The 21,381-nt window shown below is 44.9% G+C and carries 23 protein-coding genes; 1 reads left to right on the plus strand and 22 read right to left on the minus strand.

The genetic code is table 11. The annotated features are described in order from the left end of the window. Window positions 1-149 precede the first annotated feature (149 nt). From codY to trmFO, 5 genes are all read right to left on the minus strand, one after another. On the minus strand, window positions 150-929 hold the full coding sequence (gene codY / locus D0466_RS11130; protein WP_117322658.1) for a GTP-sensing pleiotropic transcriptional regulator CodY: 780 nt from the start codon (window positions 927-929) through the stop codon (window positions 150-152). Window positions 930-1,097: 168 nt separating this feature from the next. Further along, window positions 1,098-2,510 (minus strand): HslU--HslV peptidase ATPase subunit, encoded by a 1,413-nt coding sequence (gene hslU / locus D0466_RS11135; RefSeq protein ID WP_117322659.1) that lies wholly within the window; start codon window positions 2,508-2,510, stop codon window positions 1,098-1,100. Between the two features lie 15 nt (window positions 2,511-2,525). Further along, window positions 2,526-3,068 carry an ATP-dependent protease subunit HslV gene (hslV, locus tag D0466_RS11140; RefSeq protein ID WP_117322660.1) on the minus strand — a complete coding sequence of 181 codons (543 nt, stop codon included), beginning with the start codon at window positions 3,066-3,068 and terminating at the stop codon, window positions 2,526-2,528. A gap of 22 nt (window positions 3,069-3,090) precedes the next feature. Beyond that, window positions 3,091-3,993: a tyrosine recombinase XerC gene (gene xerC / locus D0466_RS11145; RefSeq protein ID WP_117322661.1), complete on the minus strand. Its 903-nt coding sequence runs from the start codon at window positions 3,991-3,993 to the stop codon at window positions 3,091-3,093. 67 nt (window positions 3,994-4,060) lie between these two features. After that, window positions 4,061-5,368, minus strand: coding sequence for an FADH(2)-oxidizing methylenetetrahydrofolate--tRNA-(uracil(54)-C(5))-methyltransferase TrmFO (gene trmFO / locus D0466_RS11150; RefSeq protein WP_117322662.1), 1,308 nt, complete (start codon window positions 5,366-5,368; stop codon window positions 4,061-4,063). Between the two features lie 106 nt (window positions 5,369-5,474). Between trmFO and D0466_RS23320 the strand changes: the two genes are divergently transcribed. Next, window positions 5,475-5,597, plus strand: coding sequence for a hypothetical protein (locus tag D0466_RS23320; protein WP_267897388.1), 123 nt, complete (start codon window positions 5,475-5,477; stop codon window positions 5,595-5,597). Window positions 5,598-5,775: 178 nt separating this feature from the next. Here the strand turns inward: D0466_RS23320 and topA are convergent, their stop codons facing one another. From topA to D0466_RS11235, 17 genes are all read right to left on the minus strand, one after another. Further along, window positions 5,776-7,851 (minus strand): type I DNA topoisomerase, encoded by a 2,076-nt coding sequence (gene topA, locus D0466_RS11155; RefSeq protein ID WP_117322663.1) that lies wholly within the window; start codon window positions 7,849-7,851, stop codon window positions 5,776-5,778. A gap of 323 nt (window positions 7,852-8,174) precedes the next feature. After that, a complete protein-coding gene (dprA, locus tag D0466_RS11160; protein ID WP_117322664.1) occupies window positions 8,175-9,050 on the minus strand; it encodes a DNA-processing protein DprA in 876 nt (291 codons plus the stop codon). Between the two features lie 120 nt (window positions 9,051-9,170). Further along, entirely contained in the window at window positions 9,171-10,073 is a 903-nt protein-coding gene (gene sucD / locus D0466_RS11165; protein ID WP_117322665.1) for a succinate--CoA ligase subunit alpha, read from the minus strand. A gap of 18 nt (window positions 10,074-10,091) precedes the next feature. Continuing rightward, the gene (gene sucC, locus D0466_RS11170; RefSeq protein WP_117322666.1) at window positions 10,092-11,252 is read right to left on the minus strand and encodes an ADP-forming succinate--CoA ligase subunit beta; all 1,161 of its coding nucleotides are present in this window, start codon (window positions 11,250-11,252) and stop codon (window positions 10,092-10,094) included. Window positions 11,253-11,527: 275 nt separating this feature from the next. Next, complete coding sequence (locus D0466_RS11175; RefSeq protein WP_117322667.1) at window positions 11,528-11,800, minus strand: EscU/YscU/HrcU family type III secretion system export apparatus switch protein; 273 nt, start codon at window positions 11,798-11,800, stop codon at window positions 11,528-11,530. Further along, window positions 11,797-13,776 carry a hypothetical protein gene (locus D0466_RS11180; protein ID WP_117322668.1) on the minus strand — a complete coding sequence of 660 codons (1,980 nt, stop codon included), beginning with the start codon at window positions 13,774-13,776 and terminating at the stop codon, window positions 11,797-11,799. Before D0466_RS11180 ends, D0466_RS11175 begins: the two co-directional genes overlap by 4 nt. An 18-nt stretch (window positions 13,777-13,794) precedes the next feature. Continuing rightward, complete coding sequence (locus D0466_RS11185) at window positions 13,795-14,577, minus strand: ribonuclease HII (RefSeq protein ID WP_117322669.1); 783 nt, start codon at window positions 14,575-14,577, stop codon at window positions 13,795-13,797. A 161-nt stretch (window positions 14,578-14,738) separates the two neighbouring features. Then, entirely contained in the window at window positions 14,739-15,605 is an 867-nt protein-coding gene (gene ylqF, locus D0466_RS11190; RefSeq protein ID WP_117322670.1) for a ribosome biogenesis GTPase YlqF, read from the minus strand. A 29-nt stretch (window positions 15,606-15,634) separates the two neighbouring features. Next, a complete protein-coding gene (lepB, locus tag D0466_RS11195; RefSeq protein WP_117322671.1) occupies window positions 15,635-16,189 on the minus strand; it encodes a signal peptidase I in 555 nt (184 codons plus the stop codon). Between the two features lie 271 nt (window positions 16,190-16,460). Continuing rightward, on the minus strand, window positions 16,461-16,808 hold the full coding sequence (gene rplS, locus D0466_RS11200) for a 50S ribosomal protein L19 (RefSeq protein WP_117322672.1): 348 nt from the start codon (window positions 16,806-16,808) through the stop codon (window positions 16,461-16,463). A 130-nt stretch (window positions 16,809-16,938) separates the two neighbouring features. Beyond that, entirely contained in the window at window positions 16,939-17,673 is a 735-nt protein-coding gene (trmD, locus tag D0466_RS11205) for a tRNA (guanosine(37)-N1)-methyltransferase TrmD (protein WP_117322673.1), read from the minus strand. Beyond that, the gene (rimM, locus tag D0466_RS11210) at window positions 17,673-18,191 is read right to left on the minus strand and encodes a ribosome maturation factor RimM (protein ID WP_117322674.1); all 519 of its coding nucleotides are present in this window, start codon (window positions 18,189-18,191) and stop codon (window positions 17,673-17,675) included. The genes trmD and rimM overlap by 1 nt, the downstream gene beginning before the upstream one ends. A gap of 10 nt (window positions 18,192-18,201) precedes the next feature. Then, entirely contained in the window at window positions 18,202-18,588 is a 387-nt protein-coding gene (locus D0466_RS11215) for a YlqD family protein (protein ID WP_117322675.1), read from the minus strand. 257 nt (window positions 18,589-18,845) lie between these two features. Beyond that, the gene (locus tag D0466_RS11220; protein WP_117322676.1) at window positions 18,846-19,076 is read right to left on the minus strand and encodes a KH domain-containing protein; all 231 of its coding nucleotides are present in this window, start codon (window positions 19,074-19,076) and stop codon (window positions 18,846-18,848) included. 13 nt (window positions 19,077-19,089) lie between these two features. Further along, the gene (rpsP, locus tag D0466_RS11225; protein ID WP_117322677.1) at window positions 19,090-19,362 is read right to left on the minus strand and encodes a 30S ribosomal protein S16; all 273 of its coding nucleotides are present in this window, start codon (window positions 19,360-19,362) and stop codon (window positions 19,090-19,092) included. Between the two features lie 214 nt (window positions 19,363-19,576). After that, window positions 19,577-20,920, minus strand: coding sequence for a signal recognition particle protein (ffh, locus tag D0466_RS11230; protein WP_117322678.1), 1,344 nt, complete (start codon window positions 20,918-20,920; stop codon window positions 19,577-19,579). A 12-nt stretch (window positions 20,921-20,932) separates the two neighbouring features. After that, entirely contained in the window at window positions 20,933-21,265 is a 333-nt protein-coding gene (locus D0466_RS11235; RefSeq protein WP_117322679.1) for a putative DNA-binding protein, read from the minus strand. Window positions 21,266-21,381: the final 116 nt, after the last annotated feature.

A 21,381-nucleotide genomic window follows, 5' to 3' on the forward strand; every position in this document is an offset into this window, starting at 1 on the left:
AGTATAAAGAAATTGGGTGTTTGCGTGTTTTTTCATGCACTCCCGAATTGTGCCTGCACCCCAACAAATATTATAGAGCCTTATTTTAATAACTAGAATGCAAATCAAAAAAAAGCCAGCACCTGTTTTTCAGGGCTGGCTTTTGGATATTAATGATTTTTTATTTTTTCAAGTTCCATAAGAAACTTGTCATTCAGTACCTTAATATAGGTTCCTTTCATTCCTAGCGAGCGGGATTCAATGACTCCCGCACTTTCAAGCTTTCTTAAGGCATTGACGATCACGGATCGCGTAATGCCGACACGGTCCGCGATTTTGGAAGCAACCAATAGCCCTTCTGAGCCCTTTAATTCTTCAAAGATGTGTTCGATTGCCTCAAGCTCACTGTATGAAAGGGAGCTGATCGCCATTTGAACCACAGCCTTGCTTCTTGCTTCTTCCTCGATCTCTTCCGCCTTTTCGCGCAGGATTTCCATACCGACAACGGTTGCCCCGTATTCCGCCAGGATCAGATCATCATCGTGGAATTTTTCTTGAAGACGGGCAAGGATTAATGTACCTAAGCGTTCGCCGCCGCCAATAATAGGCACTACAGTGGTATACCCGCTTGCAAACAATTCTTTATTCTCGACAGGAAATGCTGTATACTCGCTCTCGATGCCCAGATTTGGCGATGTTTCCTGGACATTGAATAGACTTTTAGTATATTCTTCAGGAAATTGCCTGTCTTCGAGCATTTGGATCATCCGTTCATTTTCAATTTGCTGATTGATCGCAAACCCCAACAATTTTCCTCGCCTTGATACAACAAACACATTCGATTCGATTACTTCACTAAGGCTTTCTGCCATTTCCTTAAAATTGACCGGTTTCCCGGCTGCGTTTTGAAGCATAGCATTAATCTTTCTCGTTTTTCCCAATAATTCCATTACAAAATTTCCTCCTAGAAAATACAAAATTCCTTTTGCTGCAGCTGTGATCATTACTTATTCGCCGAATTATTTCGTACGATTAGAGGAAATCTCACTTTCATTCCGAACGTACCCGCTATCCGGTTCATCATTGCCAACAGCTTCTCCAACTTGCTGGAAGATGGCTTACAAAATAAACTGGCTGAGATCTTTGTCTCTCGAAATAGAGCCAAGTTTTTCTTCCACATACTGAGGCGTGATGGTTATTTTCTCCATCGTAATATCAGGAGCTTCGAAGGATAGATCCTCCAAAAGCCTTTCCATGATGGTATGAAGCCTTCTTGCCCCGATATTATCCGTATTTTGGTTAACTTCAAAAGCCACTTCTGCAATCTTACGTATAGCATCGTCAGAAAATTCAATTTCTATACCTTCTGTTTCCAATAATGCTGTGTATTGCTTTAATAATGCAGTATCAGGCTCATGCAGGATACGGACGAAGTCTTCCACGGTCAATTTTTTGAGTTCCACCCTGATCGGGAATCTTCCTTGCAGCTCGGGGATTAAATCCGATGGTTTGGCGATATGGAAAGCCCCTGCAGCAATGAAAAGGACATGGTCTGTCTTAACTGATCCATATTTGGTGACGACCGTTGACCCTTCCACGATCGGCAGTATGTCACGCTGGACTCCCTCTCTGGAAACATCAGCGGATGAACCGCCGGATTGCTTGCTGGCAATTTTATCAATTTCATCAATAAAAATAATTCCAGCCTGCTCAGCCCGGAATATGGCTTCACTTGTAACCTCATCCATATCGATAAGTTTGCCTGCCTCTTCATTGGCCAGGACCGTCCTTGCTTCACTTACCTTCAACTTGCGTTTTTTTCGTTTCTTCGGCATTAAGCTTCCTAACGCGTCCTGCATGTTCATGCCCATTTGTTCCATTCCCGAACCCTGCAGCATATCAAACATTGATGGCTGCTGTTCTTCCACTTCAACGGTCACGATTTCGTCTTCCAATTCACCATTAAAGAGTTTTTCTTCGACTATCCGTCTTTTTTGGTACAGGCTGGAATCGTCATCACTGCCATTATCACTTTCCGGCTGTCCATTTCCTGCCCCGCCAAAGAATACTTCAAGCGGGTTTTTAAAATTGTTCTGCTTCTTCGCCGAAGGAACAAGAAGCTCCACGAGCCTTCTGTTGGCATTTTGTTCTGCCCGTTCCTTCACACTGGCTTTCTTTTCTTCCTTTACCAATCGTACGGATGTTTCCACAAGGTCACGCACCATTGATTCAACATCTCTTCCGACGTATCCTACCTCTGTGAACTTCGTAGCCTCGACTTTAACAAAGGGAGCCCTTACCAATTTAGCGATGCGCCTGGCTATTTCGGTCTTCCCTACTCCTGTGGGACCAATCATCAGAATATTTTTGGGAACAACTTCATCCCGAAGCTGTTCCGTTAACAGACTGCGGCGATACCGGTTTCTGAGGGCGACAGCGACAGCCCGTTTCGCTTCCTTTTGTCCCACGATATGTTGGTCGAGTTTCTCGACAATTTGCCTTGGGGTTAAATTCGCTTGGTTATCTTTCATACCGGCCTCTCCCTTCTACAATTCTTCAACGATGATATTAGAATTCGTATACACACATATCTCTGCTGCAATTTCAAGCGACGCCCTCGCTATTTCCTTCGCAGAAAGATGGTCGCCCGAGAAACGCTTCAATGCCCTTCCCGCTGAAAGGGCATAATTGCCTCCTGACCCAATCGCAAGTACGCCATCATCAGGTTCTATCACTTCACCGGTTCCGGAAACAAGCAGTAGATTCTCTTTGTCCATCACGATCAGCATCGCTTCCAGCCTTCTCAGCACTTTATCGCTTCGCCATAGTTTCGCCAATTCCACTGATGCGCGCTGCAGGTTCCCATTGTATTCTTCCAGCTTTGCTTCGAACAATTCGAACAATGTAAAAGCGTCAGCAACAGAGCCGGCAAAACCAGCAAGCACTCTACCGCCAAAAATCTTTCTTACTTTCCTTGCCGTATGTTTCATCACAACAGCATTTCCCATCGTCACCTGGCCGTCTCCGGACATGGCGCATTCTCCTTTGTGGTGGACAGCGAATATCGTCGTTGCATGAAAATTTCCCATAACAGTCTCCTTTCAAGGACATCTAAGCACGCGGGTGAGTTGCATTATATACCTTTTTCAGCTGGTCCTTTGTCACGTGCGTATAAATTTGTGTTGAAGAAATTTTTGAGTGGCCAAGAAGTTCCTGGACAGTCCGCAAGTCCGCACCGTTATTCAGTAAATGCGTAGCAAAGGAATGCCGGAGCATATGCGGGTGAAGAGTTCCTTCACTGGCAGCCTTTTTAATCAGGCCATTTAGGATATAACTCACGCCCCTTGGAGTCAGGGCATCGCCGCGAAAGTTGACAAATAAATGGGAGTGCCCATTCTTGGCGGAATCATACAAGGCATCCCTGCCTTCTTTTATGTAACACTGAATGGCATCCTTAGCAAAACTGCCAAACGGTACGTAACGGTCCTTTTTGCCTTTTCCATGTATTAAAACCGTACCAAGTGAAAAATCGATATCCTCCATTTTAATGCTGCAGCACTCGCTGACACGGATACCAGTAGCATAGAGAAGCTCAAGCAAGGCTGAATCCCTGAGGCCCAGCGGAGTATCCTTATCCAAAGAAGAGAACAGCTTATTCATTTCCTCTTCATACATGAACCTTGGAAGCATTTGGTCTTTTTTTGGCAGGGATACGAGCGCAAAGGGATTTTCTTTTGCCATTCCTTCCCGCATCATAAACTTATAAAAGCTGCGAAGGCACGAGGTCTTCCGCGCCACGGAACGTTTGGAAAGGCCCCTCCCATACAGCACTGTTAAATATAATCTCGCATCTGAATATTGAACCGCCTGCAAACCTTCGATTCCTTGTTCAGATGTGAACAAGGAAAATTCCCTAATATCCTTGCTATAGTTATCAATGGTATATTGCGAGCAATTTTTTTCGATTTGCAGGTATTCAAAAAATTGTTGTAAGGAAAGGCTTTGTTCTTCCATGACTTTTCCCCCCTTGTCGCGAAGGCTACTAAATATTATCATATTTTAAAAACGCAGGCAAATGAATTTACAAACTCTTCACAAAATTCCGAATCATTTCCAACGCCCGGTTTGCATGCATTTCATTGCGTTCTTTCTTGCCTTTGATCTTCTCTTCCAAATCAGGGAACAGTCCAAAATTTGCATTCATCGGCTGGAATGTCTTCGCGTTTGTTGAGGTAATATAGCGTGCCATACTGCCCATCGCCGTTTCTGCCGGAAACACCACCGTATCAAGACCTTCAGCGATCCTTGCAGCGTTTATGCCCGCAATCAACCCTGATGCCGCTGATTCAACATAACCTTCAACACCGGTCATCTGGCCGGCAAAAAATAAATCCTTCCGGTTTCTGAATTGATACGTAGGGAGTAAAACCTTAGGTGAGTTGATGAACGTATTCCGATGCATGACACCATAACGCACAATCTCAGCATTCTCAAGGCCTGGGATCAACTGAATGACTTCTTTTTGAGGCCCCCATTTTAAATGTGTCTGAAACCCGACAATATTATATAATGTCCCTGCGGCATCGTCCTGCCTTAGCTGTATAACCGCATATGGCCTTTTACCTGTTTTTGGGTCCTCTAATCCAACCGGCTTGAGCGGCCCGAACAACATCGTCTTTTTCCCTCGTGATGCCATGACCTCAACAGGCATGCAGCCCTCAAAGAAAATCTCTTTTTCGAACTCTTTTAACGGTACGGTTTCGGCGGCTATCAGAGCCTCATAGAAGCGATTGAATTCTTCTTCGTTCATCGGACAGTTTAAATAGGCGGCTTCACCCTTGTCATACCTGGATTTCAAGTAAACCTTATCCATATCTATGCTGTCTTTTTCGATAATCGGGGCTGCGGCATCATAAAAGTATAAATACTCCTCTTCCATAATCTCCTTTAATTTGTGTGAAAGCGACTCGCTCGTAAGCGGCCCGGTTGCGATCACGGTCGGACCTTCCGGAATCTCGGTAACCTCCTCGTTCAGCACGGTAACATTCGGGTGATTTTTCACCATTTCCGTGACTCTGCCGGCAAATTCATGGCGATCTACAGCGAGTGCGCCTCCGGCCGGAACCGAAGATGCGTCCGCCGAGGCAATGATCACTGAGTCAAGTTGACGCATTTCTTCCTTTAAAACCCCTACAGCATTTGTCAGTGCATTGGCGCGAAGCGAGTTGCTGCAGACAAGCTCGGCAAATTTATCCGTATGATGTGCCGGAGTTTGTTTTACCGGGCGCATTTCATATAGCTTTACCTTGAGGCCCCGTTTAGCAAGCTGCCACGCCGCTTCACTTCCCGCAAGCCCTGCACCGATAACATTAACAATTGTTTCTTTCATTGTACGAACCTCCCTGTAAACATATGCTAAAACTTGCTTCTTTACGAATTTATTTCCTTTCATTATTGTTGCCAAAATAATTATGTATGAAAATGCATAAATGCACATGGCAGCAAAGAAAAATTATATACCGGGCGACAGCCGTGTGTCCACTGCATTGTACAATACGTATAAAAAAGAAGAAAGTTTCACGCTTGAATCGAAGGCATTGTTGATCACTAGTATTTAATGATTTTTTGTTTACCTTGCAAAGAAACAGGGATAGATGACCAGTGCCAATTACGAATCAACAGGATGCACTTTTAACATTGTTGGATTCTGTGTAAAACCTCGGTTTCACACAAATTAGCAATAAAACGGGTATTGAACTTAGCAATAGAAAAAGACGAGCGGTTGCTCGCCTTCCCTTAACTTTGCGGCGCTTCCTTGTAGTCACACTGCATGCACTGCACCTGGACGCCTTTTTTCAGCTTTTTCTCAACCAGGGTGCCTTCGCATTTCGGGCATGGCCGAGGCAGCGGCTTATCCCAGGAGATGAATTCACAGGCAGGATAACGGTCACAGCCGTAAAAAATCCGACGCTTTTTACTTTTTCTTTCAATTATATTGCCTTCCTTGCAGTTCGGGCACTTTACGCCTATTTCCTTGACGATTGGTTTTGTATTGCGGCAATCTGGGAAATTGCTGCAAGCCATGAATTTACCATAGCGTCCCATTTTAAAGACCATCGGGCTTCCGCAATTCTCGCAATCCTCACCTGCCGGTTCATCTTTGATTTCTACCTTTTCCATTTCTGCTTCCGCTTTTTCCAAGTGGGTTTCGAACTTTCGGTAAAACTCATCGATTACTTTGATCCATTCGACTTTTCCCTCTTCAACACTGTCAAACTCCTGCTCCATTTTGGCGGTGAATTCAACATCCAGTATGTCAGGAAAGAATTCGAGAACTAATTCAAGTACAATCTCCCCAAGCTCTGTAGGAACAAAGCGTTTATTATCAAGGGCAACGTAGCCCCTTTTCTGAATGGTATCCAACGTAGGCGCATAAGTCGAAGGTCGGCCTATTCCAAGCTCCTCAAGTGTTTTTACCAGCCGGGCTTCGGTATACCGGGGAGGGGGCTGGGTAAAATGCTGTTTTGGTTCGATATCCTTGCCTATGACTTTATCGCCTTCCTTTAAATCAGGCAGCATATTCTCTTTTTCTTCTACGGAATCGTCAGAACCTTCAACGTACACTTTCATAAAACCGGGAAATTTCACTTTTGATCCGGTTGCGCGGAAAATGACTTCCCCGTTTTTTAGGTCAACGCTCATTGTATCCATGACGGCCGGAGCCATTTGGCTTGCAACAAAGCGTTCCCAAATGAGCTTGTATAGCCTGAATTGATCCCGTGAAAGAAAATCTTTTACCGTGTTAGGGTCCCTCAAAGTGCTTGTTGGGCGCACCGCTTCGTGGGCGTCCTGGGCACCCGTTTGCTTTTTTTCTTTTCTTTCATTCGCTTGAAGGAAGTCTTTCCCGTAGGTTTGCTCAATATAGCCGGCTGCTTCGGCTTTTGCAACCTCGGATATACGCGTTGAGTCGGTTCTCATATACGTAATCAAACCGACGGTCCCTTCCTTGCCAAGCTCAATGCCTTCGTATAGCTGCTGGGCCAGCATCATCGTTTTCCTCGCCCGGAAGTTTAATTTCCTTGCAGCTTCCTGCTGGAGGGAAGAAGTCGTGAATGGAGCGGCAGGGTTGCGTTTGCGTTCTTTTTTTGAAACGGCTGTTATTTCAAAATCATTGCCGCTGATGCTGCCTACTACTTTTTTTACATCTTCCTCCGAATGGAGGTCTTTTCGTTCACCGTTTATACTGAAGAACGACGCTTCAAATTGATCTCGTCCCTTAATGAAATCTGCCTTGATTGTCCAATATTCTTCCGGCACAAAATCTTTGATTTCTTTTTCACGGTCAATGATCATCCTGACAGCAACCGACTGTACCCTGCCCGCGCTTAAACCCTTTTTGACCTTTTTCCATAGAAGCGGTGAGATATTATAGCCTACCAGGCGGTCCAAAACCCGCCGTGCCTGCTGTGCATCGACCAGGTTCATGTTAATCGGCCGCGGAGTTTTGAACGATTCCTTGATTGCATCTTTAGTTATTTCGTTAAATACGACGCGGCAGTCTGAATGGATATCGACATCAAGGCTGTGTGCCAGATGCCAGGCAATAGCCTCTCCCTCTCTGTCGGGGTCAGCCGCGAGATAAATTTTCTTCGCTTTTTTTGCCGCTGATTTCAATTCTTTTAACACGGGGCCTTTCCCGCGGATCGTGATATATTTTGGTTCATATTCGTGTTCCACATCAACGCCCATTTGGCTCTTGGGCAAATCCCTGACATGGCCCATTGAAGCCCTGACCTTATATTTCTTTCCCAAATAGCGTTCTATTGTTTTCGCCTTGGCCGGCGATTCTACAATCACTAAGTAATCAGACATTCAAAAAATCCTCCTCAAAGAGGTAATATAAATCTTCACTATTATTAATCATTGAAAATTCTTTTGTCAATAAACTTTATTTCAAGTCTACTCTTGCAGACAAGAGAAAAATTTCAAATAGCTTGCCATAATCAGTGCCTGCCTGCAAAATTTATAACAGTTTACTGATTATTTCAACCTTTTTATAAAAAAAAATCAGCCGCCTTTAGAAACATCTTTATAAATAGCCATTTTTTAAGCATTATATAACGTCTTTTTTCAAATGATACACGTTTCTTTTGCGAAAATGAAGAAAGAAAGAGTTCAACCCGTCGATCATCATTTCAATGCCTTTTGAATTCCACTTCGATATCTCCTGCGTGCAGTACCATTTTGGCCCCATCCTGGATCATTAAGTTTGAACCATATGAAAGTTCGCTAGTAACATTACCCGGCAGGGCGAATACATCCCTGCCATGCTCTAGGGCATACTGGGCGGTAATGAGCGAACCGCTGTGCTGCTTTGCTTCTATTATAAATACACCCTGCGATAGACCGCTGATGATACGGTTCCTCATTGGAAACATCCATGGCTCGGGGCGCCGCTGGGGCGGAATCTCTGAAATCAGCAAACCTTTTTTCATGATTTCAATGGCTAAAGGCATGTTTTCCTTCGGATAGATATAAAAATGCCCTCCTCCAAGCACTCCTATCGTCTTTCCTTTTTCATCCAGGGAAATCTTGTGTGATAGGGCATCAATACCAGCCGCGGCCCCGCTATTGATGACAAAACCTTTTTTGATAAGAGGCGGCAAAATCAATTTCAGTGCTTCCTGCCCATACAAAGAAGGTTTTCGGGCTCCTACTACCCCCAGGGCTGGAGTATCCCCCAATAAACTTCTTCGGCCTTTCAAATAAAGCACCCAGGGAGGGTCATATATTTGTTTTAATAGATAAGGATAATCACTGTCCATAATGGTCATGCATTCAATTTCGTTGCTGGCATATTGCCGGATTTGCTTTTCTATTTCAATGGAGTGAAGGTCTGAGAGAAATGGTTGAAGATTCGATGGGGAAAGGGTAAGGATTTCCTGCCATTCGGCTGTGGTCCAATGATACATATGCGTGAGGGATGGATCGTGTGACAAAACCTTCCTGATAGACTTCCAACCGATCCCGCGGCAATGGTGCAAGTGGATTAATCTTTCGCGGATTTTCATGAAACGGTCACTCCTTGTAAGAGAATGGAAAAAATAAACACCGAGTGGGAGAAATATGGGGGCTATCGGGGGATGTAGTAAAAGCCGCCCCCCAAAAACGAGGGACGACTGCCATCTGAATTAGTGTGTTTTACATTTATCGTAAATGCCTTTTTCTTTAAGGACAGAAATTAAAGTTTCTCCCATTACCGAAGGAGTCTCTGCAACCTTAATGCCGCATTCGTTCATGACGCGGATTTTTTCATCAGCTGTACCTTTGCCTCCGGAAATGATGGCACCAGCATGGCCCATGCGTTTTCCAGGAGGGGCAGTACGTCCGCCAATGAAGCCGACAACAGGTTTGGTCATATTATCCTTAACCCACTGCGCCGCTTCTTCTTCGGCAGTACCGCCGATTTCACCGATCATGATGACCGCATAGGTTTCAGGGTCTTCATTGAATGCTTTCAAAACGTCGATAAAGTCTGTTCCGTTAACCGGGTCTCCACCGATGCCTACCGCTGTAGTCTGTCCGATTCCGGACTGTGACAGCTGGTGAACCGCTTCATATGTCAGCGTTCCGGAACGGGAAACAACGCCTACATGCCCTTTTGTATGGATGTATCCAGGCATGATGCCGATTTTGCATTCATCCGGAGTGATGACACCCGGGCAGTTCGGCCCGACAAGGCGGGTCTTTTTGCCTTCCATATAGCGCTTCACTTTCACCATATCCAGAACAGGGATGTGCTCTGTGATACAAATGGCGATATCCAGTTCTGCATCTACAGCTTCAAGAATTGCATCAGCTGCGAATGGAGCCGGAACATAGATGACCGATGCATTAGCGCCTGTTGCTTCCCTAGCTTCGGAAACTGTGTTGAAAACAGGCACTCCTTCCACTTCTGTACCGCCTTTGCCCGGTGTTACGCCCGCCACGATTTTTGTGCCGTATTCAAGCATTTGTTTTGTATGAAATAAAGCCGTTGAACCAGTGATACCCTGAACAATGACTTTTGTGTCTTTATTAATAAAAACGCTCATTATGGTCCCCCCTGCCTATTATCCTACAAGCTCTACGATTTTTTCTGCACCGTCTGCCATAGATTCAGCAGGCGTAATGTTCAAACCAGATTCTCTTAAAATCTTTTTGCCCAGGTCCACGTTCGTGCCTTCCAGACGGACAACAAGCGGTACCTCGAGTCCAAGCTGGTTGGCAGCCTCCACTACACCTTCCGCGATGACATCACACTTCATGATGCCCCCGAAAATGTTTACAAAAATCCCTTTGACATTTTCATCGGAAAGGATGATTTTGAATGCTTCGGTAACCTTTTCGGCTGTAGCGCCGCCCCCAACATCAAGGAAGTTGGCAGGATCTCCACCGTAATGCTTAATAATGTCCATCGTTGCCATTGCAAGACCGGCACCATTGACCATACAGCCGATATTTCCATCAAGGGAGATATAGCTCAGGTCATATTTGGAAGCTTCTATTTCCTTTGGATCTTCTTCTTCCAAATCACGGTATTCCAGAATATCTTTATGGCGGTAAAGGGCGTTTGAATCGAAGTTCAACTTCGCATCCAATGCCATTACGTTGCCATCACCCGTAACTACAAGCGGATTGATTTCTGCGATAGAGCAGTCTTTTTCAATGAAAGCAGTATAAAGGCCGGTCATGAATTTAACGGCTTTATTAACAAGTTCTTTAGGAATGTTTATATTGAATGCGATTCTCCTAGCTTGATAGCCTGTAAGGCCGACGACCGGATCGATATATTCCTTGAAAATCTTTTCCGGTGTTTTTTCTGCTACCTCTTCGATTTCAGTACCGCCTTCTTCAGATGCCATCAGAACAACACAAGATGTGGCGCGGTCCAAAACAAGGCCGACATAATATTCCTTCTTGATGTCACAGCCTTCCTCAATCAGTAAGCGCTTTACTTCTTTGCCTTCCGGTCCTGTCTGGTGTGTAACAAGCGTTTTTCCCAGGATTTCCTGTGCATATGTACGTGCTTCATCAAGATTCTTCGCAACCTTGACCCCGCCGGCTTTACCCCGGCCACCCGCATGGATTTGCGCCTTGACGACTACTACTTCCGAACCCAGTTCCTTGGCAGCTTCCACTGCTTCATCAACAGTAAATGCCACACGGCCATTCGGTACAGATACCCCGTATTGTCTGAGGATTTCTTTCCCCTGATACTCGTGGATATTCATTTCCCATCCTCCTTGTCAACTATTGCAATTTTGAAAAATGATTATATTTTCAGGCATTTAAAAGCCTGATAAACCATTTCACATGCCCGAATCATTTTTTTGCAAAATAATGTCGAACAATATTTAATAGACTGCTTTCTAATTGTATAAAAAGTAAAAAAACTTGTCCACTATTACCTCTAAATTCGCTATAATAATTTACGCTTTTTTAATATATTCAACCATAAAAACAGAATGCTTTTCATTTTTCTACAATAATGAAAGGATGACAATTATTAATCCTTCATGGCCTTATCCAGTTTATAAACAAACGCAAAAACCTCGGCAACTGCCTGGTACAATTCTTCAGGAATGGATTGGCTGATGTCAAGCTTGCCGAGCAGTTCAGTAAGTGTTGGGTCTTCCCTTACCGGGATATCGTGCAGCCCAGCTGCTTGAAGGATATTTTCCGCTACTTTGCCTTTTCCCTTTGCTATCACTGTGGGCGCTGAATCCTTTTCTGATTCGTATTTCAGCGCCACCGCTTCTTTTCGTTTTTTCTCCTTCATATCCGGATATCCACTCCACTATATGGTTTATTTCCTGCCCTAACAGCCCGCCCATGGCCTTCTGCCAGGCTTGCCCTTTTTGCGTCCACAGTCGCTTCACTTTCAAAAACAACGGTCGAAAGCTTGTAATCCATATCTTCCAGATTCGTTTTCAACGTTTTATAGAAAGGCTGGGACAGCTTTTCCAGCAGTGCATGGTTTTCATTGATTACGCTAACCTTGATGACCCTGTTTTGGATTTGGAGGTCAATCACAGTTTGTTGCATTTGCTCCAGGTCCAGGTAAAATAATACCCGGCAAAAGTTCGGGTCGATCGTTCCATCGCTTTTCTTCCTGCCGCTCCATTGCAGCGTTAAGTCTGTTTGAAAACCTGAAATGGCGAAAGGGATCTGCATAAAAATATTCTGGATCGGCCCGGAATCCTGTGACAATAGTTGCTGGGCAGTGATCCTGTTCAGGATTTGTTCAGCTGATTCTTTAATGGATGAATGCTGATTTTCAGCTAAAAGCTTCATAAGCATCGGTTTTAGGGTTTGTAGATGTTCCTCTGGAATACCGGTTTCCATTCGGCCGGCGTTTGCCAAAAAATGCTCCAGATTGACACCGAGCATTTTGGCCATCTCTTTGAGAAATCCAGCGAATGTTTTTCCTTTTGTAAAATCCGGAGGTTTATCTCCCTCAGCAAGGATATCCATTAACAGCTGCCTCTCCATTGTATCTAACCGGCTCGGTCCGGCCTCAGTTTCCTCCTCACCAGCCATCATTGCTGCCAATTTGTTATGAATTTGCCCAAAACCATCCTTGCCTCCACCCGAGGCTGACAATAATTGGCCTGGAGTGAGCGATTGCCTGTCCGCCTGTCCACCGTCACCTTCCTTCACAAATAGAGCCTGAAGAAGTTGTTTAATTAGCTGTACAGATTCCTGTCCGCTAAAGACCCGGGTTTGGTTCAAACCTCGATTTATGTTCGGGTCGCTTGAAAACGCATTCAGGGTGTTAACGGAAAAAGACTGAATGGATGCTGTTTTTACATCCGCAGGATTCTTGAGCAGCCTGTTGAATAATTCGAGTATTCTACCTGCGGCAGGATTTCCGGATTGTTTAGCAGCATTATAGTGCATGATCAGTGAAAGGCCATCTTTTAGTGCATCAGGAAGCTGATTTTTGCCGTTTTGGAAATTCGCAGCCATTTTCTCGATTGTCCCTTCTTCACTGTTATCAAGTGGAAAGAAACCAGCCTTCTGCAATATAGCAAATGCTGATTTTTTGGCATCCGGGGATATTTCCGTGCTAAGCCAGCTGGAAATCAATTTTTCTACGGGATAGGAAGAAATATGAAATTGTTTTGGGACAGTGATTTTCTCTAAAAGGCTTTTAACATTTTGCAGCGTCTCGGAATTAGAACCGCGTTCGTTAATTTGACCAAGCAATTTACTGGCTGCCTCATGGAATGTGCCGCCATTTTCCAATGACTGCAAGGCATGAAACACCTCATCTATGAAGGGAACATTCATTGTATGCATGGTTTTGATACCGGCAAGCGCGCCGCCTAAGTTGTCTGATGTTTTCAGCCATCCCAGTGACATAACAAACGAGTCCTTCGTTACCGGAAGCTGATTTCTCAGCAGATAGTTTGCAAGTTCGACGGATTCCCTGTTTTGCGGCACAGCCAAATGGGCCAACAGCTGAATAGCGGCTCCCTTTATACCGCCCTCAGCAGCCTTATCCGAACCATGGAGCACTTTTAATTGCAGCCTTCCGCCCCCCGGCTGTACCTGCAGCCAGTATCTTTCTCCGGCTTTTAGCGGTGCGTCGAGACTCGCCATGATCTTTTGGTTCCCAATTTGGACTTCGGCGGTTTGATTCGGATAAATTTTGTTTATTTTCCCATGGATGATCTGTCCCGCCTGTAATTTTTCCGGCTGCTGCGAAGAGGTTCGAGACAGTGCCTGAGGCATGAAATTTATAGGCTGCATGATTCCCCTCCTTTTAACTTAACGATCCTTCCCGGCGATTTCCTTTACTGGGGCAAAGCTTCTCCGGTGCCATGGTGCAGGTCCGTATTTTTGCAAGGCTTCGAGATGCTCTGCCGTTCCATATCCCATATTTTTTTGAAAACTATATTGAGGGTGCTTTAACGCGTAATCCTTCATCATTCTATCCCTTGTTACTTTCGCAATGATCGAAGCTGCTGAAATAGAAATGCTCTTTGCGTCACCTTTAATAATCGACAGCTGGGGCATCGGCACGGAAAGCTCCATTGCATCGATAAGCAAATGGTCGGGAGCAATCTTTAGATCGGCTATTGCCGCAAGCATCGCTTTTTTTGTAGCTTGATAAATATTGAGACGGTCAATCTCTTCGCTATGTATGATTCCTAAGCCGACTGCCGCCGCTTCCTTTAGAATGGCTTCGTAAAAAATCTCCCTTTTTGGTTCAGCGATTTTTTTTGAATCGTCCAGTCCCTCCAAATAAAACCCGGCAGGCAAAATGACCGCACTTGCTACGACAGGCCCGGCCAACGGCCCCCGGCCTACCTCATCAATTCCTGCAATATATTGAAAACCCTGGTTACGAAGAGTTTGTTCATACATTGACATTTCTTCGAAGTGTTCCTGTGCCCTCCGCCGTTTGGCATGGGCATGATGCCATTTGATCGCCAGGTCTCGAACACCAACCCTTTCATCTTCCAAGCATTCGGCAATGAACGGATCAAATGGATCCTTGATTTCTTTCAGGGCACGGGCTACTTCTTTTATGCTCTTGGTTTGTCTCATTTCCTATTTCACCATCGTCTGTTATTAGTATCGGCATGACCGTATAAAAATTTTATTCAAAAAAAAAACGGGGCCAAGGCTCCAGGATAAAATGGGAAACTCCTTAAAAAGGGGTTACTCTTTTACCGAAAAGCCCGGGTACCCGCATTCATCTTTGCTCTTTATTCTTCTTCTTTTGTTTCATTGGCTGGCATTTCAAAAGTCAGAGGACCGAATTTTTCAGCGCGGATCTCCCTGACAACCAATTCTGCCGTTTTATCGTAGTCAACCATTCCGCCACCCATTAAACAGCCCCTGAGCGAACCGATGGCGTCAAAAAGTTCGACTGTTTCTTCAGGTATCTCTTTAAGATTGTACCTTTTCTTTAAACGCTCCGGATACTGATCTTCAAGGAATCTGAGGCCGTACAGGGAGATATCGTGAAGGTTCAGCAACGTATCTTTTATCGCACCTGTCAAGGCAAGCTTCAGGCCGACTTCCTGATCTTCAAACTTGGGCCACAAAATGCCGGGAGTGTCCAACAGTTCAAGTTCCTTGCCGACCTTAATCCATTGCTGGGCCTTTGTTACGCCTGGGGTGTTTCCGGTCCGGGCGATATTTTTTTTCGCGAGCCGGTTGATCAGGGTGGATTTTCCGGCGTTCGGAATGCCAACGATCATTGCCCTTATTGCCCTTGGCTTGATTCCTTTGGCCTTCATGCGGTCGAACTTTTCTTTAAGCAATTCCTTTGACGCGGACGTAATCTGACCCAGCCCGCTGCCGGCCTGGGAGTTGATCGCAATCGCTGTCAACCCCCTTGATTTATAAAAGTCAAGCCATTGTTTTGTCTTTGCGGGATCGGCCATATCCGATTTATTCAATAAAATGATCCGCGGTTTGTGCTGGATGATTTCATCAATCATCGGGTTTCGCGATGATGAAGGAATCCGCGCATCAACAAGCTCATAGACGATATCAATCAGCTTTAGTTTCTCTGTTACTTCCCGTCTCGCTTTGGCCATATGGCCCGGAAACCACTGTATTGTCAATATGACTCACCTTTTCTCTTTACTTTTGCTTATTCAACCTTCCGGAAATCTTCTACCGGCCAATAGACCATATTGGTTTCACCCAGGACCTTTTCCAGCGGAACGGCCCCGATATGGCGGCTGTCCTTGGAGAAACGCCTGTTATCTCCCATTACAAACAGATGGCCTTCAGGGACGGTTTCCTGCCCTACAGGGGTTTCCTCAAGGGTAAATGGATCCGTCAAAGGCCCGTCATTGACCTGCTTTTTATATTCATCCAGGTAAGGCTCGTTGTATGCCTTTCCGTTCACAAACAACGTGTCATCTTTGTACTCGATCCGGTCTCCCGGCAGTCCGATAACCCGCTTTATGTAATCCTTTTTTTCAGGTGCATGGAATACGATGATATCAAATCGCTTCGGCTCGCCTAGAGTATAACCTATTTTATTGACAATCATACGGTCCTGGTCATGCAAAGTCGGCATCATCGATAAACCGTCCACCACAATCGGGGCAAATAAAAAATATCGGATGACCGCCGCCAAGCCAATGGCAATGATCAACGCCTTCGACCATTCCCAAATTTCATTTTTCTTTTTCGCCATTATTATCACCCTTTGAAAATTGCATACTAACATCTTACAATTTTATTTTCCAAATAGGAAGGAAAAAAACCGCCCTGCAGGAAATAAGGAAAATCATCCTTACGCCTTAAACAGCTTCCCTGACAAATAGTTCCCATATAAAATAGTTAGGATATGCCATCGCTCTAAAGCTATATCAGAACGTGAAAAAAAGGAGCCTGATGAACAAGCTCCTTTTCTAAGTTTGATTACCAGTCTTTGGCTTTGTCCGTATCGAGTAAAAATTTCGCGATTAGCGGCGGATTTCTTTAATACGGGCTTTTTTGCCGCGAAGTTCACGAAGATAGTAAAGCTTGGCACGGCGTACTTTACCGTGGCGTACTACTTCAAGGTTCGCGATTTTTGGTGTGTGTACAGGGAATGTACGCTCAACTCCGACACCGTAAGATACCTTACGCACTGTGAAAGTTTCGCTGATTCCACCACCACGGCGCTTGATCACAACACCTTCAAACACCTGGATACGTTCGCGGGTTCCTTCAACGACCTTTACGTGAACACGTACAGTGTCACCAGGACGGAAAGAAGGAAGATCAGTGCGAAGCTGTTCTTTTGTAATTTCATGAATAAGTTGTTGCATTCTTTTCTACTCCTCCCGGATGCTCTTACAAATCCATTTGTTTGCAGCGGAACATCGTTATAAAACCTGAGCCTTTTGCCCAAGTCACAAAATTTATATTAACATATTCTTAGTCTTGTTGCAATAGCGGTCAGCCTTCTTTTTTCAGATCCTCAAGGAGTTTCTTTTCTGTTTCGCTTAAGGAGTATGATTCAAGCAAATCCGGTCGGCGGGCCCATGTTCGGCGCAGGGACTCCTTCATTCTCCACTCTTCGATATTCTTATGGTTCCCGGATAGAAGGGTATCCGGAACCTTCATGCCACGGAAATCTGCTGGACGTGTATAATGCGGATGCTCAAGGAGACCAGAAGAATAGGAATCAAGCAATGGAGACTCCTCATTCCCGAGAACACCCGGCAGCAATCTGACAACACTGTCGATAATCACCATGGCCCCCAGCTCCCCGCCAGTCAGCACATAATCGCCAATTGAAATCTCATCGGTGACAAGATGCTCCCTGATACGCTCGTCATAGCCTTCATAGTGGCCGCAAATAAAAATCAAATGGTCCTCTTTTGCAAGCTCCTCGGCCTTCTTTTGGCTGTGCCGGACTCCTGTAGGACAAAGGAGGATGACCCTTGGCTTGTCCCCGGCCCCTTCGCTCAGGTGCGTTACGGCGTCAAAAATTGGCTGCGGCTTCAATACCATTCCGGCTCCCCCGCCATAAGGATAATCATCGACTGTCCCGTGCTTATTGTCCGCAAAATCACGAAAATTGGTGACATTGTATGTTACGGCTCCCTTTTCGGCCGCTTTTTTCAATATGGAGGATCCTAACACGTTTTCGAACATTTCCGGAAAGATAGACAGAACATCAATCTTCATCAGTCAAGCAACCCTTCCATCGGTGTTATGATAATCTTCTTTGTCTCTACATCAATGCTTGTCACAATGTTATCAATATAAGGGATCAGGACGTCCTTGCCGTTTTTACCCTTGACGACCCACACATCGTTTGCACCAGGCGTCAGTATTTCCCTGATTTCCCCTATTTCTTCTCCTTCATCCGTATAAACGGTACAGCCGATGATTTGGTGGAAATAGTATTCCCCTTCAGGAAGCACACCGAGCTGTGATTCGGGAACCTTCAAAATCCCGCCTTTAAGCGGCTCGGACATATTCACGTTTGTATAATTCTCAAAAGTAAGCAAGTCGAAATTCTTATGGGTTCGGTGTGAAGTGATTTTCAGTTCGATCGGTTCCCCGCCATCTTCCTTGAATAAATACAATGTATTTCCTTTTTTATACCGTTCTTCATGAAAATCGGTTCTTGAAATGACGCGGACTTCGCCGCCTATTCCATGTGTATTTACAATCTTGCCTACATTAAACCATTTTTCCATTTTCTCACCTCTAACGAATTTCTGAGACGATTCCATCTTTGATAACAATTGTTTTCGTTTGGATGAGTTCATCCCAATTTGCGCCAATCTCAACATCGACAATGCTTTGGACTTCCCTCTCCTTTAACTCGCTGCCAACCGGAAGGATGTCCAATTGCTCGATCTGGAAATCAAGCAGCTTGATCTTCTCCTGCCTGATGTTGATTTCTTTTTCAAAATGGGCGCGCAAGGAAGCAGGCTGAAACTTTTTCGTTTTCTCAAGCTTCTTCAATTCAAACCGAAGTTGGTCCCATTCCTTTTGCAGCCGGGATATATCGGTTTTATATTTCTCAAGGAGCTGATTCTTGCTGGAGTCGGTCAACACTTGATTCACAATGACATTTTGGAGAATTTTCATCTTCCAGCGCCTCCTTTTTTACGGATTGATACGGATAAAACGGATTATGTATGAATTTCCCTTAGTTTAAGATTTCCCTGTGACAAAAATCTTACTCTTTTCCAGCCGGCATATGCTACTATTATGCACTGAATGGCTATTCATAAAATAGGGAAAAATTTTTGAAACCAATGTTACAATATACGAAAAGGCTGCATTAACGAGTCAACAAATTGATTTACTATGCGTATTAAAAAAGGAAGGGTGCTACCCCTCCCTTATTCGGAAATCTCCAAATAGATTTTCTTTTGCTGCGAGTATCCTGCTGCGTAAACCACAGTCCGAATTGCCTTGGCAACACGCCCCTGTTTTCCTATGACCTTGCCCATATCTTCCTTATTGACAGAAAGGGTGTAGGTGATCCGGCCATCTTCTTCCTTTGATGTCACCCGGACCTCTTCAGGATGTTCGACAAGAGGGGAAACAATCGCTTGAATTAATTCTTTCATCGATTATAATCGATTACTTGCTGTTTTTAGCATTGTGGAATTTTTCCATAATGCCTTCTTTTGAAAACAAGTTACGAACTGTGTCAGATGGTTTCGCACCGTCTTGCATCCATTTTAGAGCAAGCTCTTCGTTGATTTCAACTTTAGCCGGTTCTGTAACCGGGTTGTAAGTTCCAACGATTTCAATGTAACGACCGTCACGCGGTGAACGGGAATCTGCAACTACGATACGATAGAAAGGAGACTTTTTAGCTCCCATACGTTTTAAGCGAATTTTTACTGCCATTTTAAATAGCACCTCCGAATAGTTTCACACAAGATAGTATAATACCAAATGTTATATATGTTTGTAAAGGTTTTTTTCTTAACAGTAACGAAAAGTGTAAATGCCTCGAAAGTCAAGGACCGTCGAACATCTTCTGCCGCGTCCTGTAGCATACATCGACGTGTATAGATCCTGTACAATGAGACTTGCATAAAACCAGAAACGTGAAAAACCTTTACATGAAAGGGAATTTGAAACCGCCTTTTTTCTTTCCTTTTTGCATGTTTGTCACTTGCTTCATCATTTTCTTCATTTCTTCGAATTGCTTTAAGAGCCGGTTTACTTCCTGGATGGATGTGCCGCTTCCCTTCGCAATCCGTTTCCTGCGTCCCGCGTTGATCACTTCGGGATGTTCCTTCTCGTTCTTTGTCATGGAACGGATAATCGCCTCGACATGGCCGATCTGCTTTTCGTCAATGGAGAGGTTATCAATGCCTTTGATCTTGTTTGCCCCTGGCAGCATCTTGATTAAATCGTCCAGCGGCCCCATATTGCGAACCTGTCCCAGCTGATCAAGGAAATCGTCAAAGGTGAAGGAAGCTGTGCGCATTTTCTTTTCAAGCTCTTTTGCCTTTTCTTCATCCACATTTGCCTGGGCTTTTTCAATGAGTGTCAGCACATCGCCCATACCCAGGATCCTTGATGCCATCCTCTCCGGGTGAAACGCCTCAAGTGCATCCAATTTCTCACCCATCCCGACGAATTTGATCGGCGTGTTGCTGACGGCACGGATGGAAAGCGCGGCACCGCCCCGTGTATCGCCATCAAGCTTGGTTAAAACCACTCCGGTCAAGCCGAGCTGTTCATTAAAGCTTTCAGCGACATTAACTGCGTCCTGCCCGGTCATGGCATCGACCACGAGGAAAATCTCATCGGGCTTTGTCAATTCCTTGATTTCCTTCAATTCACCCATCAGGTTTTCATCAACGTGAAGGCGGCCGGCTGTATCGATCAGCACATAATCATTATGGTCTTGCTTTGCTTTTTCAATCGCCTGCCTTGCGATTTCAACGGGGTTCACCTGGTCTCCCAGAGAAAAGACTGGCATGCCGAGCTGTTTTCCAAGCGTTTCGAGCTGCTTGATTGCCGCCGGACGGTATATATCCGCCGCTACCAGCAGCGGCTTACGATTGTATTTTTTTCTGAGCAGATTCGCAAGCTTCCCGGATGTCGTCGTTTTCCCGGCACCCTGAAGACCTACCATCATGATGACCGTTGGCGGCCTTGAAGCTGTGGCAATTTTGCTTTGCTCTCCGCCCATCAGTTCAGTGAGCTCTTCTTTAACGACCTTGATTACTTGCTGGCCGGGGGTTAAGCTTTTGAGCACTTCCTGCCCCACCGCCCGCTCGCTGACGCGCTTGACAAAATCCTTGACGACCTTGAAGTTAACGTCGGCTTCCAATAAAGCAAGCCGCACTTCCCGCATCATTTCTTTGACATCGGATTCATTCACTTTTCCTTTGCCGCGGATCTTTTGCATCGTATTTTGCAGTCGGTCGGCCAATCCTTCAAATGCCATTCTTGCCGCCTCCTAATCCAACTTCTCAAGCTCAGTGACAGCGGATAAAAGCTCCTGCTTCGAAAAGTTATCCTTTTCGGCCATCGCCTTTAAATCCGATATCCATTTGTTTCGCTCTTGAAATTTTTGAAATAATAAAAGCTTCGCTTCATATTCTTCAAGCATCGCTTCTGTTCTCTTTATATTGTCATAGACTGCCTGCCTGCTTACTTCATATTCTTCGGCAATCTCGCCAAGAGAGTAATCATCCAGATAATAAAGGGCCATATAGCTCTTTTGCTTTTCAGTCAACAACGATTGGTAAAAGTCGAACAGATAGTTGATGCGCGTTGTTTTTTCAAGCATATCGCCCACCCCTTATGTGTTAAGTGAAAACCCTTTACAACGTATTAGTCTATATAATTCTGGCGCTGTTGTCAAGGCGCAACCTTAACATAGAAAGCGTGCTGCGCTTATTTTGT

The organism is Peribacillus glennii, assembly GCF_003429105.1.
GTDB classification, from domain to species: domain Bacteria; phylum Bacillota; class Bacilli; order Bacillales; family DSM-1321; genus Peribacillus; species Peribacillus glennii.